Here is a 15156-nt window from a genome sequence, read left to right as displayed (position 1 = left end):
GTTTTGGAGGTTAAGTAAATGAAGGTAAGAGTACTTAAAAACTTTGTTGATCTAGTAGAAAGTAAAATCCAAAACAAAGAGGTATTTAGAGCGGTGGACGATGTGTTCACCGTTTCTAAAGATCGCTTTGATGAGATCAAAAAGGCAGGAGATTTTATTGAAGAAATTAAAACAAAGGCAAAATCGGGAACCAAAAAGTAGGTGTTTTAGATGGATGTATTACAGTTAGTTAAGTCTCGTTTAGGTATCTCATCAACTGTAAGAGATGCTTATCTGTTAGCTATAATTGACGGTGTAATGCTGGAATTATCGGATGAAAAAGGGTTAGTACTTGACGCTAATAACTCATACCATCAACTTTTTATATCGGATTATGTCACATGGAGATACCAAAACAGAGATAGTGAAGGTTCAATGCCAAGACATCTACAATTCAGATTGCATAATTTAATTATTCATGTTGGTGCTGGTAATCTTCGTGTTGATACAGTTGCAAATGTAGATGTATTACCTCTGAATCCTAACCAATATACGGTTTATATTCTTAGCACAGATGGAAGCTATCAGATGTATATTAATAGTCAATGGACTGTAGTTGAAATGGTTAGTGGCGTATGGAGAGTGGTTACATTATGACATTTGATTATGAACTAACATTAATTAAACTAACATATTCCGAAAATGATATGGGTGACTCAATTAGCACAGAAGAACGCTTAAATATTCTATGTGATGTTTTATCGGTTACACGTTCGGAACATTATGCAGCGGCTAGTCATGGAATGAAACCCGAAATTGTATTCATTGTGAATCAGTATGATTATAGTAAACAAACTATGGTTGAATTTGAAGGTAATAAATACAATGTTATCCGTTCTTTTAAACCAAAGAAATCTAAAGGTATTGATGATTTTGAAACCATTGAACTGATTTGTGAAGGGGTTGTCAATCATGCCAATGCCTAGAAGTGTTACCAGAGTACGCAGGAATGGTGTTGAATTTACTTCCAATGTGGATAGAGTAAAATACACTATTCAAGAATTAGCAAGGGCTGCACTAAAGGACGTAGCCAAGCTAATAAGGCGAAGGATTCTAGATAAAGCTAGGAAAATGCCCGGAATGAGAAAAGGGAAACGTATTCCAAATGCATTTCAATATTGGGTTAGAAAGCGTGAATCTGATTTACAAATAGGTGTTAAACATGATACTTGGTATGGAGTTGATCAAGAGTTAGGAACTAACGGACAACCAGCAAGACATATTATCAGAGATACAGTTTATGAAAACATTGATCAAATTAGAATTATCCAAGGTAAATATCTCAGTTCGATAGAGTCAGAGAATAGGGCTAGAGGACTAATTGATGAAGAGGAGGAGATAGGTAATGAAGACAATTAGACAAGCAATTAATTCTCAACTTAAATCCATTCATCCTCGTGTTCATTTCCTCAAACCCTCTGATACTGCTCAATTTCCATATTTAGTTTACACAATTGAAATTACAGACCTTGGCGATGGTTTACGCATGGTCACATTAGATGTAGATGGTTGGGACAATAAAGACGATACCACAGAACTTGAGGATTTAATGACAAGTGTTAAAAATGCTTTAAATAGGAATTTAATTATTAATGATAATTTGTTTATGTCAATTTATTTAGATAGACAATTAGCGTTAACTGATGACAACCCACAACTTAACCGAAGGACAAATATATTTTTAGGAAGATTATACGAAAGGTAGGTAGATATAAATGGCAGTACAAACTAATGGATTAACAGCAAATTCCCCACTTCATTATTTGATGGATGCGGGGGCTATTTATAAGAATTTAACTTATGATGCACTAACAGGTGATTTCACAGGAACTTTATTAGGAGCAACTAGTGGAGGAAATGAATTCGCTCTTACACAAGAAACAAGGGTAATTGAAGTAGATGGTGCAAAAGGTCAACGTAAAGGACACGTAGTGATTGATTCTGAAGTTCCTTCTCTTACGATTAATTTAAAAGAACTTACAGCTTCTAACATTGCATTAGCAATTGCAGGTTCAGAGATTGACACAACAGATACAAACTATGACATTATAACATCAAAAGGTAAAATTGAGTTGACAGATTATCTTCAAAATATTGGTTTTGTAGCTCGTTTAAGCGGATCAAGCAAGCCAGTTGTTATTGTAATTGATAATGCTATCTCTTTAGAGGGATTAACTATTGCAACTACTGATAAAAATGAGGCAGTTGTTCCTGTAGTATTCACTGGGCATGAAGATGAAACAGGCGTAGCACCTTACAAAATTTATTTTCCAAAAATGGTATAAGGGAGAGAATAATTAATGCGTGATTTAAAATTTACAGATGTTTTTGCCGTTGTTCGAATCATTAAAAAAGCAGGTATCAGTGAACAGGCTCGTTCTATTTTTGCTGGTATCAATAAGGACACAACAGAAAAAGAGATTGGTGCAAAGTTTTTGTTTTCCTGTATCGAAAATTTAGGCGAAGCACAAGCGGAAATTACTGAATTTCTTGCTAGTTTAAAGGAAGTACAAGTTTCTGAGATTGAGAAGTTAAAACTTGAAGATACAATGGAATTAATGACTGAATTTATGAATCATAAAGGCTTGAAAAGTTTTTTATCCAGTGTCTCCCACTTGATGAAATAGACATGTACGATACGCTTTTACAGCGATATGGTGACATGTCTTTTATTTTGTCTTTACCAGCTACTGTAGGTATTAATCTATACATAAAGGCTGTAGAGAAAAATTCAGAGCGTCAAGCATGGGAACAGTGGTTAGTTGCTTATCAAAGTATGACAAAAGAAAACTTTATTTCATTTAACGATTATTTAAAACAATTAAAGCAACCGCAACAACCAAGAGACAATCGTACAGATGATGAAATAATACAAGATGCAGAAAATATTTTAAAAAGTATGAAGCGTTCTGAAAACTAGAGCGCTTTTTTTATTTCCTTTTTGAAAGGGGTGATTACAATCGAAATATTTAAATTGTTTGGTTCCATATTTGTTGAAAATTCTGAAGCAAATAATGCTCTTGATGATACAAATAAAAAAGCTGATGATACAGGTGGGAAATTCAGTAAATTAGGTGGTATTGCTAAAACTGCAGGTGGAGTTATTGCTGCTGGTGTTGGTATTGCTGCAGGTGCAATGGGTGGATTACTTGCTAAGACATTGGAAACGACAAGTGAGATTAGTAAATTTGCACAAGTAAATGGAATGAGTACCGATGAATTTCAAAAATGGGATAGCGTAATGAAGACTTTCGGCTACTCTGCAGAACAAGCAAGCGGAGACATAGCGGCATTAGCAGAACGTGCAATGGATGCTGCTTCAGGTGCTGGTGAAAATGCGGAGATGTTTAAAGAATTAGGTGTTTCTGTAATGGATTCCAACGGAAAGTTAAAGTCCCAGGAACAGTTATTTAATGAAACAATTGCAGGTTTACAAGGAATGGAAGATGTTACAAAACGTAATGCTATTGCCACAGCTATGTTATCGACCACTGGTGAAGAATTAGCCCCTGTCTTGAATATGAGCAATGAAGAGCTTCAGAAAATGAAGAATAATGCTCATGTGATCAGTGAAGATGATTTAAAGAAAGCAGAAGATTTTAAGCTAAAATGGGAAAATGCTAAAAATGTAATGTCAGGACTTGTAACTGAAGTTGGTATTAAGTTAATGCCCATATTTCAGAAAATGCTTGATTGGGTTGTGGTAAATATGCCTCAAATTCGATCAACAATGGATACGGTTTTTAACGCATTGTCTACAGTTGTGAATTTAGCGGTAGGGATATTCAGAGATTATTTTCTTCCAATACTTTCACAGGTATGGTCATTCATTCAAACAAATTTACAACCTGTATTTATGGCTTTATTTAGCTACATGCAAGGTAACCTTCCAATAGTCAAAGAAGTATTTAAAAGTGTATTTTCAGCTATTTGGGAAGTAGCAAAAACAGTTTGGTCAATCTTTAAAGACAATGTTCTTCCAATTCTTGTTAGTTTATTTTCATGGGTACTAAGTAATATGCCAACTATTCGTGAAAAGTTTATGACAGTATTCAATAAGATTAAAGAAGTTGCAATGATGGTGTGGGCATTTTTTAAAGATAATATCCTACCAATCCTATCAAGATTTGCGGAATTTATCCAATCAAAAATGCCACAGATTCAAAGTATTGTTGAGCGTGTGTTCGGTATTATAGAAGACGTTGTAAAAACAGTATGGGATATATTTGAAAATTTTCTATTGCCAGTACTAAAGAAACTTTGGGAGTGGATAAGTCCCCATATTCCGAAAGTACAAAGCAAAATAGAATCTGCCTTCAGTGCCATTTTTGATGCAGTAGATAAAGTACTTGGTGTTTTCCAAGATGTTACAGGTGCTATCCAAAAAGCTATTGATTGGCTAAGGAAGTGGAATAGCAAACCTGCTAAGAAGAAAACCATTGAAGTGGAAGAAAGACGATACACTTCAAGGGGAGGAAGTATTGCTGGAGGAATTCCAAGAAACGCAACGGGAACTAACTATTTCGGAGGCGGAGAAACTTTGGTTGGGGAAATGGGACCCGAATTGGTAACACTTCCGAGAGGTTCTAAAATTGATCCAGCTAATGAGACTAGAAATAAGTTGAGCAATAATGGTGAACAAACAATAAATATTCAACCAGCACCAGTAATGTTAGATAGTAAAATGATTGGTCAAGTTGTGTTTGAGGTTATTCAAGAACTAACAAAAGACCAAGAGAACAGACAAAGAAGATTTGGAGGTGATCCACTTGCGGTCATTTAGTTATAAAGGAATAAGTAAAGAAAATGTATTTATTTTGAAGGATAAGGATTTACCAGTAATTGCACCAGTAAAGCATGAATTATTAACTATTCCTAAACGTGCAGGGGCATTACACACTAGCACATCGACTAACGTTCGTGTTATCACTCTCCCTATCGGATTTACACTTAATGAAAATCAAACATTCTCACAGATGAAAGAAGAATTGGCGCAATGGTTAGTTTCAGACGAACCTGCGCCTTTAATTTTGGATGAAGAACCTAACAGAACATATTTTGCTTTGTTAGATGAGATTGACAGTGTAGAAGAAATAGGTGGAGAAGTTGGATTAACAAGTGTTCGTTTTGTATGTCCAGATCCTTACAAATACTCAGACGAAAAGACAATTTCCCTCCCATCAAATATCAATCCTTACAATATTGAAAATTTAGGTAGTGTTGAAACTTATCCAATTACAAGGTTAGAAGTGCGAAAGAAATTAAATTTCTTTACATTGCTTTCTGATAATGATTTTCTGCAAGTTGGGCAAGAAGGGGAAGTTGATACAACTGTTGTTGAACCAGAGACAATTATTTTACATGATACGATGGCTACAACTACAGGTTGGGGGCAAGGAACATATGTAGATAATGGATATATCTCAGGGGAAATTGTAAGTGATGGAACTTCATTTTATCAATCAGTCTATGGGACTGTTATTGAGCCACCTAATTGGCAAGGTGGAGCATTAAAAACATCTTTGAGTAAAGCCTTAACTAACTTTAAAGCAGAAGCATTAGTTGAGATGCAAAATACTGGTGGTAAAACTGGTATGATTGAAATTTATTTCTTAGACAGTGCAAACCGTACAGTTGCAAAGATTGGTATTGAAGACCGTTATTCTGCTACTGAACTTATAAAAGCAAAAGCACGAATAGGTGAAGTAGATACAGGAAAATGGATAGCCAATGAAGAGCCAAATAAAGCTGAATATTGGAATGACTTTAAAGGTGTATTAAGAATAGAACGCAATCAAAACCTTTGGCAGGTCTATTTTAGCACGATTGATGAAAATGGTAATCATACCTTCCCAAAAGGTACAAATGGGATCTTAAGTTATTATGACAGTCAAGGAACATATGGTTCTCCTATTACCCAAGTACAGGTTTCTTTCCGTATTTATCCTAATACCAATAGAGCAACAATGAAAATAAATGACCTGAAAGTTTGGGAGTTAAATTCAGTCCCAGTTGAATCAGTACAATATATTGCTGATATCGGAGATGTATTGGAGTTTGACCACTATAAAAATATCATAAAGAAAAACGGTGAAATTGTGCTTGGAATGAAGAATTTCACAAGTAACTTTTTCCCACTAAAACCAAACAATAACTCAATTTCAGTTTTACCGAGTGATGCGGGAAATGTTACGTTGTCTTTTAGGGAGAGATATTTATGATTTATGTCTTAAATAGTCAAGGGTACATATCAGACATCTTAGATCCACAAAAGGAAAGAGCATATTGGAATGATTTACATGTTATTGATATTAAAGAGGGGATAGAAACTTTTGATTTTGACACTGATGTAGATATACCTGTTAATTCAACAATTGTACTTAGATCACCCAATAATGAATTTATCCCTTTCATTGTACAACGTGTTAATAAGGTTTCAAATTATCGTCTTACAAACTCTTATCAATGTGATGCAGAGTTTTTAAATATTCGATACAGTAAAATATTTGATCCACAAATTCTTGAAGGACAAACACCAGAAACAGCATTAGCATTTGGATTACAAGGAACACGTTGGGAAGTTGGATTTATAGAAGATACTAAAATTCGCACAATTAACATTGACGAACATATGAATGGATTAAAGTTTTTACGTATGATTGCTTCTGATTATGAAATGGAATTACGATTCCGTGTAGTTATTGGGGGTAATCGGATTGCAAAACGATATGTTGACTTTGTTAAACGAAATGGTTTAAATGCAGGAAAAGAAATTATCTTTGGGAAAGATTTGCAAAATATTGAGCGTTTAGAAGATGCAAGCATGGTAGTTACTGCCTTATATGGAATAGGTGCTGCTGATGAAAATGGAAATTATCTAACCATTGAATCAGTAAACAATGGTAAAAAGTATGTTGAGGATTTAGATGCACTTCAAAGGTGGGGAAAAGATGGGGAACATAGATATGATATTTATTCACCAACTGTTGACTCTGGAAAACTAACTCCTCAAATGCTTTTAGATCTAACTGAAGAAGAATTTAAGAAACGTATTAACGCTTCTGTTAAATACATAGTTGATGCAGATGACCTTTATGAATTATTAGGATTAGGACACGAAAGAGCGCAAGCAGGGGATACAGTTAGGATTAAGGATGAATATTTCAATCCAGCACTTTATTTAGAGGCAAGAATATTAAAAACTGAGCGAAGTTACACAGGTTCATCTAAAAATAAATTTACTCTGGGTGATTATTTAGAATTAAACATTAATGCTTATAAGTATCTTCGTGACGTTAAAAAACTTTTAAACAAAAGTAAAGAGAGTTGGGATTTTGCAAAGACTACTGCAGAATCAGCACAATCAACTGCCGATACAGCACAAAGTACGGCAACTTCTGCTCAATCAACTGCAGAGACAGCACAAGCAACTGCTGCTGGTGTAAAGACATTAACAGACGGATGGAAAGTTGAAGGAAAAACAACTATTGATGGTGCAAATATTGAGACAGGTACAGTTACTTGGGAAAAGGCAAGAGGTGGAACATTAGCATTAGGTGGATACAACAATGAGAATGGAGTATTCCAAGTATATAATTCTGAAGGTGAAGTAATTGCTGATCTAGATGGAAGTAGAGGGGGATTCTCTGAACTTTATGTGTCTAATTTAAAAGCACCTAATGTTGTTACAAAGACACTGGCAGATACAACTATTTATGTATCCACTTGGACAGTTAACACAGGCTATCCTCCAAGTGACAGTAATGGTGGTACTTCTTGGAGTGATGCACTATTTTCTCTTGGTGAAGCAATAAGAAGGATTCCAAAATTTATAGACCATAATGTAAAAATTATTGTTACTTATAACTCTGATCTTTATGAAACTATTGAGTTAAATGGTTTTTCAGGTGGAGGAAAGATAACAATTGAATCTTCTACAACTGCAACACCTGTTTATGTTCATGGTAACTTAATTGCAACAAGTAACTCATGTCAGATTGAAATAAAAGCACACAGATTCACTTCTACAGCAGATAAAATCATTGACATTAATGCTTGTAACTATGTTTACTTGTACAACTGTATTTTTAGAGGTGGTGGAGACATTACAACGTATGCAATTCATGCTGGTAATGGTAGCCATGTAGTTTCTGAAAACAACTCATTTTATGATTGTAAAGTTGCAGGACAGTCTTTTTATGGTTCTCACTTACACTTGATGAACAGTAAGGGGTCTACATCTGTATACTTCGCAAGAGCTTGGGGTGGAGTTATAACTGGTGTAGGGACAATAGCAAGTGCAGGTAGCACAGCTTTAAAGACAGAACAAGGTGGAACAATCACAGGTTTATCAAGTCCAACATCAGATTCAGGCACAACACAAGAGCCTATAGTACAAGAAACAACTACAACTTGGACATCAACAGGTGGATCTAACTGGTCAAGTGCTTATGGTTTCCAAAGTGGAGTTAGACAAGGTAACTATGGCTATGGAAGAAGAACAGGATTTTGGTTCTTTGGCTCAACAACTTCTTCAACACTTACAGGTAAAACAATCAAGGATATGAAAGTATACATAAAAAGATCTAGCAGTGGTGGTAATAGTGGAGATGTAAATATTTATTTGAGGTGGCATTCACATACATCACAACCTTCAACACCTTCTGATACTAACCTGTCAGATGCTTATACAACAGTTAAATTAAGTTGGGGCGAAGGTGCTTGGGTACAAGTCCCATCAACTTTCTATTCTTACTTCCAAAATGGAACTGCAAAAGGTATTGGTGTTTATGTAGCAAGCGATTCATCCAGTGGTTATGCAGTTTTAGATTCAACGGCAAAAATTAAGGTAACATATTAAGGAGGGACATCAAGTGGAAAAGTTAGTAATATATAATGAAAACTTTGAAGTTGTAGACACCATTATGTGTGTCTCTTCTTCTATATGTGAGATTAACAAGGTATCAGTAAAGGCAGATGAAGACACGGTAACTTATGAAGGTTTTCGAGGAAGTTATATTGTAGTTGATGAAGCACAAGATGAGATTTATAAAGAAGAGGTTATAGACTTTATTAAGCAACTTAAGTTAAAGGAACTGTCAGAAGAATGTAATACATACATCATAAAAGGCTTTGAGCATAATGGAGATCATTTTGAATTTGATTACAAAGATCAAACTAACTTCAATCAACAATTAAGTTTATTCTTGCTTAATCCTTCAATTACATCAGTAATTTGGAAAACATCTAATAACGGTGTTAAAAACTTCACTAAAGATGAGTTTATTGCAATATGTATGTCTGGTGAAAATCATAAGAGAAGTAGCATAGGTAGGTATTGGAGTCTTAAAGAAACCATATTAACAACATCATACCAATCAATAGATGAGTTGAAATCCATTCGGTTCAACTAAGAGAGAATGTGTAAAATATGCAGACAGGAGATATTGTATTTTTTAGAGGACAGTCATGGAACAGTAAAATTATTAACAGATTAACAAAGTCACCGTATACTCATGTTGGAATAGCAATGTCAGAGAATATGATATTAGAAGCAGATAGATTCATTAAGACCAGAATTAGACCAGTAACAAATGATGATATATACATAATCATGAGATGTGATTTAACTTGGCAGCAAAAAGAATTAATATATACAAATGGTAAAAAATTTATAGGTGTTAGTTATGACTACTTGGAGATTGCCGAGTGGTTTTTTAAATTGTTGGCTAATTATGATGGGGTAGGATTTGTAAACAATGTGAATAGGGTTTATTGCTCTGAATTAGTTGACTTAGTGTTTAAGTCTGCAGGAGTGGATTTATTACCTGAAAGGGTAGATGGAGATGTTTTACCTTCACATTTAATGGACTCTCCATTATTAACAAAAGTATAAAACGGAATAAAAAAAGACTACCCATCATTTGACCGAGAGTAGTCTTTTTTGTGGTTGTACCCACTTCTTAAACAATATCAGGGGTGGTGGAATCATGCAACAGGCAAAGGAGATGTTTTTAATGCCAATTAGTATTTATGATTTTGTCGGCAATATATGGTATGTAGCTTTAGCTTTTATTATTTTTGATATTGTAACGGGTTTATTAGCTGCTGGAGTAGAAAGAAAACTTAACAGTTCGATTAATTACATAGGAATGATTAGAAAAGTTGGTGAGTTTGTAGCACTGGCTTTTTTAGTTTTCTGTGATGCTTATTTTGGAGTAAATGGATTACTTGTCAAATTAGGTGTAGGAATGATTGTAGCTTATGAAGGTATGAGCATTATTGAAAATTTTAGTCGCATTGGAATTGACATTAAGTTTCTAACCAAATTCTTTGATAAGAATAAAGTTGGTAAAAGGGGTAGTAAGTAATGAAAATTATTCACATGTTTATTCCGGAAAACAAGAAACCGAAATACACGGTTAATGGGAAGAAAGTAACTTTTAAAATGAACCCTGAATACATAACTATTCATGAAACAGCAAATACAGCAAAAGGAGCAAATGATCTTGCGCATGCGAAATTGCAAGCTAATGGAAATAGCCGACAAGCTTCTTGGCATTTACAGGTAGATGAGGACTCATGTTATCAATCTCTGCCTTTTGATGAAGCTGGAATGCATGCTGGAGATGGTACTTTTGGAGATGGTAATCGAAAATCAATAGGAATTGAAATATGTGTAAATTCTGATGGGAACTTTGAAAAATCCGTTCAAAATGCTGCTATTATTACTGCTCAATTAATGAAGCAGTTTAATATTCCAATTCAAAAAGTTGTTCCTCATAAACATTGGAGCGGTAAAAACTGTCCTACAAACCTCTTGAAAAGGTGGCAGGGTTTTATTAATTCATGTGCTGAGGAAAGGATTAAATTAGATAAAGTAAATGCAGCAGTTGTAGAGGAGAAAAAGGAGGCAAATAGAATGTATAAACCTTCAAATACAGAAATGATCAATGCTACTTCTCGTGTGTTGAATCGCCTTGCTAATAAAGCCGTACATGGAGATGAAGCAATTTCATCTGAACATAGAGCAAGTTTATTAAAAGGTGAGTTACCACTTGATGATGCAATTGGTTTGATTTATACAGCTTTAGACCGTGTATTAATTATAGGTGATAAAAAATAAAGAAAATCAGCCCTTCCTTAATTGGAGGGGCACCCTTTATTTGAAGAGTTTATTATGACTCTTTTTTTCTTTCAATCAATTTCCAGAATACATATATCAAAATAAACACAGCAACTATTATCAAGAAGCCATTTGATTCACTGTTTTCCCCCATTTGATGTGTTGTCCAAACGTTATAATCAAGGAATAAGTAAGAAAGTATGATGCAGATTACCAATCCAAGTAATAATGAGATCCAAACTTTCATAAAATCATCCCCTTTTACTTACACTCTATGCCATTTGATTTTTCTTATGCCTTCCTGTGCTTTGGCTAAATTAGAAATTAAAAAACCCTTCTCTATAGAGGGGGCATAGGGCATACTTAGAAAATTATTTATCACAAATTTACCAAGTTATTTGCATATTATTTAATGAAAAAAAATAAACGTCCAATTTCAAAAAGCCCCTCACTTAATTGTGAGGGGCTTTATCCATATTAGTATGTGACTTCAAATTCAAAAGGTTTAAACTCTAGTTCATAGTTTTCGGATGAACCTTCGAATAGTACTTTTACAGTTCCTGAGTCTGGAATCGCTGGGAAAACTACGATCCCTTCACTTTCAACACCTGGTAAAATATCAGATTGGACTTCAGGATAGCCAGCTTCATAATTATCTTGGATTTCGAATTGTTGGTTTCCTGATACTACCTTAGCATTAAAGCTGTAAAAGGAGATATTGGTATCAGTATTATTTGTGATTTTAACATATAACCTTGTTTCTGACTCTGCTACTTCAATCTTATTCAGTTTCACAATATAACCATGTTGATCAATTTCTTTATTAACATCAACAGTTTTTAGAGCTGGTGCAAAAGCTGTTGCGTAATCCGACTTTTCTATTGATTCAGCTTTAATTGCAGGAGCTGTAATTGTCCCACCTAATGCATTTTCTCCTTCGAACACATCTTCTACAGTACCTTTAACCAGAATAACATCATCTATTTTAACATCTAGATCCGGGTCACCAATACCAACGATTGTATTTCTCTCGCCATTATTATTTGCATAAACTTGTAGGTATGTGCCATCATCATCTTTTTCTGGTTCAACAAAAACCTTAGCGTAAAATTCCACTTTTGACCCTTTGTATTTTTTTGGATCAGTATACATTTTTTCAAACTCTTCTTTAGTCAATAGCTTTCCTGATGACTTATCTTCATCTTTAGTATTTGTCTTTTCCTCATTTGAGCCACTTGTACTCTCTGACCCGCATGCAGCTAAGGAGAAGAGAAGAATAAAAATAAGAAACCCTTTAACTAAATTTTTCAAAATAATCCCCCCAATAGTTTTACATTGAAAATAATACCACTTTATAGGAAATATGACCATGTATTTTTCCTATAACTGTTAAAATTGTAACATGGAGGGTGATTAAATTTTTGGTAAGGTTCTTTTTACAAATTAAAAACCAACCATCGGGAAACTGGTTGGTCTTAATAAGGAGAAGCACAAATGATGGGAAGTCATATACCACAATAACCATCCACCCTAGTGTGTACTGGCGGTATCACACTATCTGAATTTTACCTTTTTATGGTATGAGTTGTCTGTGTCTAATTTGTGAATAAAATGGCTTATAAAATCTCTATTTTTATTTCTTTATCCTCGAACTTTTTGTAAAAGGAAATTAGCTGTTCTTTATTTAAAGCATTATCCTTTTTATCTTTTGTAAAATTATCTGCGGTAGGATTAGCATCAACTTTTATGTGAGTAACCCCTTCCTCTTTTGCGTACTGCACAAGTCTATTCATATAATAAGTGGCAATTCCTTTTTTTCGTAAGCTATTTTTATGAACATATAGAAGCTCTAATTTAATGTATTGTCCATCATTACGTAAGCCTTGGAGTCTTTGATTAGGTTTAAAAAAGTCCATGGAAAAGATAGGCTCACCTTTATTTAACAGACAAAATTTATAGCTGTTATCAATACAAAAATAATCTTCTTCGCTAGTTCCTGCTATCTTTTTTGCATTTGTTTCTAGTATTAAATCCTTCTCATTCATACCTACAATTTTAGGGATTCCAAATTTAATTAATATTAGCTTTTCTGCTTCTGATTTCATGAAAATATTCCTTTTCTTAAGTAATATTATCGTGTTCAAAAAGGCAAATCATCCTTGATAACGGGGCTGATCTGTTTTACATCTTCAGTAATATCATGCTCTTCATTCCAAGTAACCTTTTCAATAATTGTTTCCCTGCAGCCGGACTCTCTAATTTGTTGCTGGATCCATTCATAGGCAATCACAGCAACAGCAAAGTTTGGTTCCTTTTTAAAATCGCTGTCCCGAACAAAAAATTCTCCACTTCGGTAGCCTCTGTTTCCTTCAATGTTGAGTATTGTTTGAATTACAACTTTCATAATTACTCCTGTTCTGTGCGGTCATATAGATCATCAACTTTTACATTTAATAAATCAGCAAGTTTAAAGGCTTTTTCCATTGTAGGATGAGATTTACCACTGATCCAGTTAGACAATTGGTTAGGTGTTATTTCTAATTGTTTTGCTATGTATTTCTTCATGTATCCTCTTTCCTCAATTAATTCTCCAATATTACTCTTCATAAGAACACCTCTGAAAAGGTATTCTATTCCATTTGTACAAATTCCTTTCAAATTTAATTTTAATTAAAATCCAAAAAAAATTATGAGTACAAGATAACTTTTGGGTCATTTACCCATACACTCTACTATACGCATTAACAAACACTGAAAAACTTAACAAAGCGAATAGTTAATATCTAGTACCACAAGTTGTTAAATCTACCTTTTTCGCCTACCTATTCGTATTCGTTTATCTTGGGACTATATCTATAGATATACCGAAAGGAGCGTGGTGGAGTGCTGTTTGAAATATTGACTACTGGAAGTATGTTAGGAGTCATGGGTGCAAGTTATTATTATAAAACAATTTCCAATAATGATGGTGATAAGATCTTAAAGATTGCAGAGAATTGTGGTTTGTACACAAAAGAAGAAAAAATTCGCTTATATCGCAGAAGTTACAATAAAAAATCCAAATATACAGAGTATGTCTACAAAATTCCATTAGGACTTGAATTACATGATTTCACAGACAAATACGGAAAGTTTAAAGATGGATTAAATAATAGCAGCGTTAGGGAAATTGAACTAAAGGACTTTAAAAATTTAAAACTAAATCAAAATATCTTGAAACAGATAAAGGACATTATTAATAATCGTGTTCAGTTAAATAAAGAAATTGAATTTGAGTATGATGGAATGTTGAAAATTAGGGTTTATGATGAAGGTTTGCAGACTCAATACAAATTTACAGAAGATATGTTCAAGAATCTTAATAAATGGGAAGTCCCTTTAGGGGTTAGTTTACAAAATGTTGTAAAGATTGATTTTGATGTTGCATCACACGTCCTAATTGGTGGGGCTACGGATATGGGGAAATCAAATGTCCTTAATTTAATTGCAACTGTTTTACTTCATAACAATCCAGAAAACGTAAAGTTTACTCTGATTGATTTAAAAGGTGGTTTAGAGTTTAGTAACTTTGAACATTTGAAACAAGTAAAGAACTTTGCAACGGATGTTGAGGAAGCATTAGAAGCCCTTGAGAATGTTAAAGAAGAGATGACCTGTATTTGGCAAGCAAAAAATGCATGAAACGGCAGTTAATAATGTAGCCACCTGCCAACAGTATATCTAGTTCTGTAATATAGACTCTTTATAACGATGACTATCGCCGTTGAAGACTACCAGATGAGAATGATGGATCAGTCGGTCAATGACTGCTTCCGTCAAGATTGGGTCGCCAAAGACATGGTTCCACTGACCGAACTGAAGATTAGTGGTAATAATAATGCTTTTTGCCTCATAACACATTGAAATAACCTGGAATAATAATTCTCCACCTTGTTTATGTAGAGGAATGTAACCCAGCTCATCGAGAATTAATAAATCCAGCTTTTCAAGTT

At 34.1% G+C, this 15156-nt stretch carries 22 protein-coding genes; 16 read left to right on the top strand and 6 right to left on the bottom strand.

Annotated elements, in window-relative coordinates:
- Nucleotides 1-18 precede the first annotated feature (18 nt).
- The 15 genes from IQ19_RS21390 (at nt 19) to IQ19_RS21320 (ending at nt 11164) form a co-directional block, all read left to right on the top strand.
- A complete protein-coding gene (locus tag IQ19_RS21390) occupies nt 19-201 on the top strand; it encodes a hypothetical protein (RefSeq protein WP_144544913.1) in 183 nt (60 codons plus the stop codon).
- Between the two features lie 9 nt (nt 202-210).
- Nucleotides 211-636: a head-tail connector protein gene (locus IQ19_RS28685; protein ID WP_242021084.1), complete on the top strand. Its 426-nt coding sequence runs from the start codon at nt 211-213 to the stop codon at nt 634-636.
- Nucleotides 633-965, top strand: a complete 333-nt coding sequence (locus IQ19_RS21380) for a phage head closure protein (RefSeq protein WP_144544911.1) — start codon at nt 633-635, stop codon at nt 963-965. The genes IQ19_RS28685 and IQ19_RS21380 overlap by 4 nt, the downstream gene beginning before the upstream one ends.
- Nucleotides 952-1398, top strand: a complete 447-nt coding sequence (locus IQ19_RS21375; protein WP_144544909.1) for an HK97-gp10 family putative phage morphogenesis protein — start codon at nt 952-954, stop codon at nt 1396-1398. Before IQ19_RS21380 ends, IQ19_RS21375 begins: the two co-directional genes overlap by 14 nt.
- Entirely contained in the window at nt 1385-1744 is a 360-nt protein-coding gene (locus IQ19_RS21370) for a DUF3168 domain-containing protein (protein ID WP_144544907.1), read from the top strand. The genes IQ19_RS21375 and IQ19_RS21370 overlap by 14 nt, the downstream gene beginning before the upstream one ends.
- A 10-nt stretch (nt 1745-1754) precedes the next feature.
- Complete coding sequence (locus IQ19_RS21365; RefSeq protein WP_144544905.1) at nt 1755-2324, top strand: hypothetical protein; 570 nt, start codon at nt 1755-1757, stop codon at nt 2322-2324.
- A gap of 15 nt (nt 2325-2339) precedes the next feature.
- The gene (locus IQ19_RS21360; protein WP_144544903.1) at nt 2340-2666 is read left to right on the top strand and encodes a hypothetical protein; all 327 of its coding nucleotides are present in this window, start codon (nt 2340-2342) and stop codon (nt 2664-2666) included.
- Nucleotides 2667-2668: 2 nt separating this feature from the next.
- A complete protein-coding gene (locus tag IQ19_RS21355; RefSeq protein ID WP_144544901.1) occupies nt 2669-2959 on the top strand; it encodes a hypothetical protein in 291 nt (96 codons plus the stop codon).
- A gap of 30 nt (nt 2960-2989) precedes the next feature.
- Complete coding sequence (locus IQ19_RS21350; protein ID WP_144544899.1) at nt 2990-4822, top strand: phage tail tape measure protein; 1833 nt, start codon at nt 2990-2992, stop codon at nt 4820-4822.
- A complete protein-coding gene (locus IQ19_RS21345; protein WP_158638878.1) occupies nt 4809-6260 on the top strand; it encodes a distal tail protein Dit in 1452 nt (483 codons plus the stop codon). Before IQ19_RS21350 ends, IQ19_RS21345 begins: the two co-directional genes overlap by 14 nt.
- Nucleotides 6257-8899 (top strand): phage tail spike protein, encoded by a 2643-nt coding sequence (locus tag IQ19_RS21340; protein WP_144544895.1) that lies wholly within the window; start codon nt 6257-6259, stop codon nt 8897-8899. The genes IQ19_RS21345 and IQ19_RS21340 overlap by 4 nt, the downstream gene beginning before the upstream one ends.
- A 13-nt stretch (nt 8900-8912) precedes the next feature.
- A complete protein-coding gene (locus IQ19_RS21335; protein ID WP_144544893.1) occupies nt 8913-9452 on the top strand; it encodes a DUF4376 domain-containing protein in 540 nt (179 codons plus the stop codon).
- Nucleotides 9453-9469: 17 nt separating this feature from the next.
- Complete coding sequence (locus IQ19_RS21330) at nt 9470-9934, top strand: YiiX/YebB-like N1pC/P60 family cysteine hydrolase (protein WP_144544891.1); 465 nt, start codon at nt 9470-9472, stop codon at nt 9932-9934.
- Between the two features lie 94 nt (nt 9935-10028).
- A complete protein-coding gene (locus tag IQ19_RS21325) occupies nt 10029-10409 on the top strand; it encodes a phage holin family protein (RefSeq protein ID WP_242021083.1) in 381 nt (126 codons plus the stop codon).
- A complete protein-coding gene (locus IQ19_RS21320; RefSeq protein ID WP_199749519.1) occupies nt 10409-11164 on the top strand; it encodes a peptidoglycan recognition protein family protein in 756 nt (251 codons plus the stop codon). Before IQ19_RS21325 ends, IQ19_RS21320 begins: the two co-directional genes overlap by 1 nt.
- A gap of 52 nt (nt 11165-11216) precedes the next feature.
- Here the strand turns inward: IQ19_RS21320 and IQ19_RS21315 are convergent, their stop codons facing one another.
- From IQ19_RS21315 to IQ19_RS21295, 5 genes are all read right to left on the bottom strand, one after another.
- The gene (locus tag IQ19_RS21315) at nt 11217-11411 is read right to left on the bottom strand and encodes a DUF389 domain-containing protein (RefSeq protein WP_144544889.1); all 195 of its coding nucleotides are present in this window, start codon (nt 11409-11411) and stop codon (nt 11217-11219) included.
- 230 nt (nt 11412-11641) lie between these two features.
- Nucleotides 11642-12475 (bottom strand): DUF4352 domain-containing protein, encoded by an 834-nt coding sequence (locus tag IQ19_RS21310; protein ID WP_199749518.1) that lies wholly within the window; start codon nt 12473-12475, stop codon nt 11642-11644.
- A gap of 305 nt (nt 12476-12780) precedes the next feature.
- Complete coding sequence (locus IQ19_RS21305) at nt 12781-13269, bottom strand: GNAT family N-acetyltransferase (protein WP_144544887.1); 489 nt, start codon at nt 13267-13269, stop codon at nt 12781-12783.
- 35 nt (nt 13270-13304) lie between these two features.
- A complete protein-coding gene (locus IQ19_RS21300; protein WP_144544885.1) occupies nt 13305-13568 on the bottom strand; it encodes a hypothetical protein in 264 nt (87 codons plus the stop codon).
- A 2-nt stretch (nt 13569-13570) separates the two neighbouring features.
- Entirely contained in the window at nt 13571-13771 is a 201-nt protein-coding gene (locus IQ19_RS21295; RefSeq protein ID WP_144544883.1) for a helix-turn-helix transcriptional regulator, read from the bottom strand.
- A gap of 276 nt (nt 13772-14047) precedes the next feature.
- Between IQ19_RS21295 and IQ19_RS21290 the strand changes: the two genes are divergently transcribed.
- The gene (locus tag IQ19_RS21290) at nt 14048-14845 is read left to right on the top strand and encodes an FtsK/SpoIIIE domain-containing protein (protein WP_144544881.1); all 798 of its coding nucleotides are present in this window, start codon (nt 14048-14050) and stop codon (nt 14843-14845) included.
- A 39-nt stretch (nt 14846-14884) separates the two neighbouring features.
- Here the strand turns inward: IQ19_RS21290 and IQ19_RS21285 are convergent.
- On the bottom strand, nt 14885-15156 hold a 272-nt coding region (locus IQ19_RS21285; protein WP_144544878.1), incomplete at its 5' end, for an ATP-binding protein.

The sequence above is a fragment of the Cytobacillus oceanisediminis genome, assembly GCF_007830235.1.
Taxonomy (GTDB): domain Bacteria; phylum Bacillota; class Bacilli; order Bacillales; family Cytobacillaceae; genus Cytobacillus; species Cytobacillus oceanisediminis.
The sequence above is the reverse complement of the archived record's forward strand: the minus strand, read 5'-3'. Positions and strand labels throughout refer to the sequence as shown.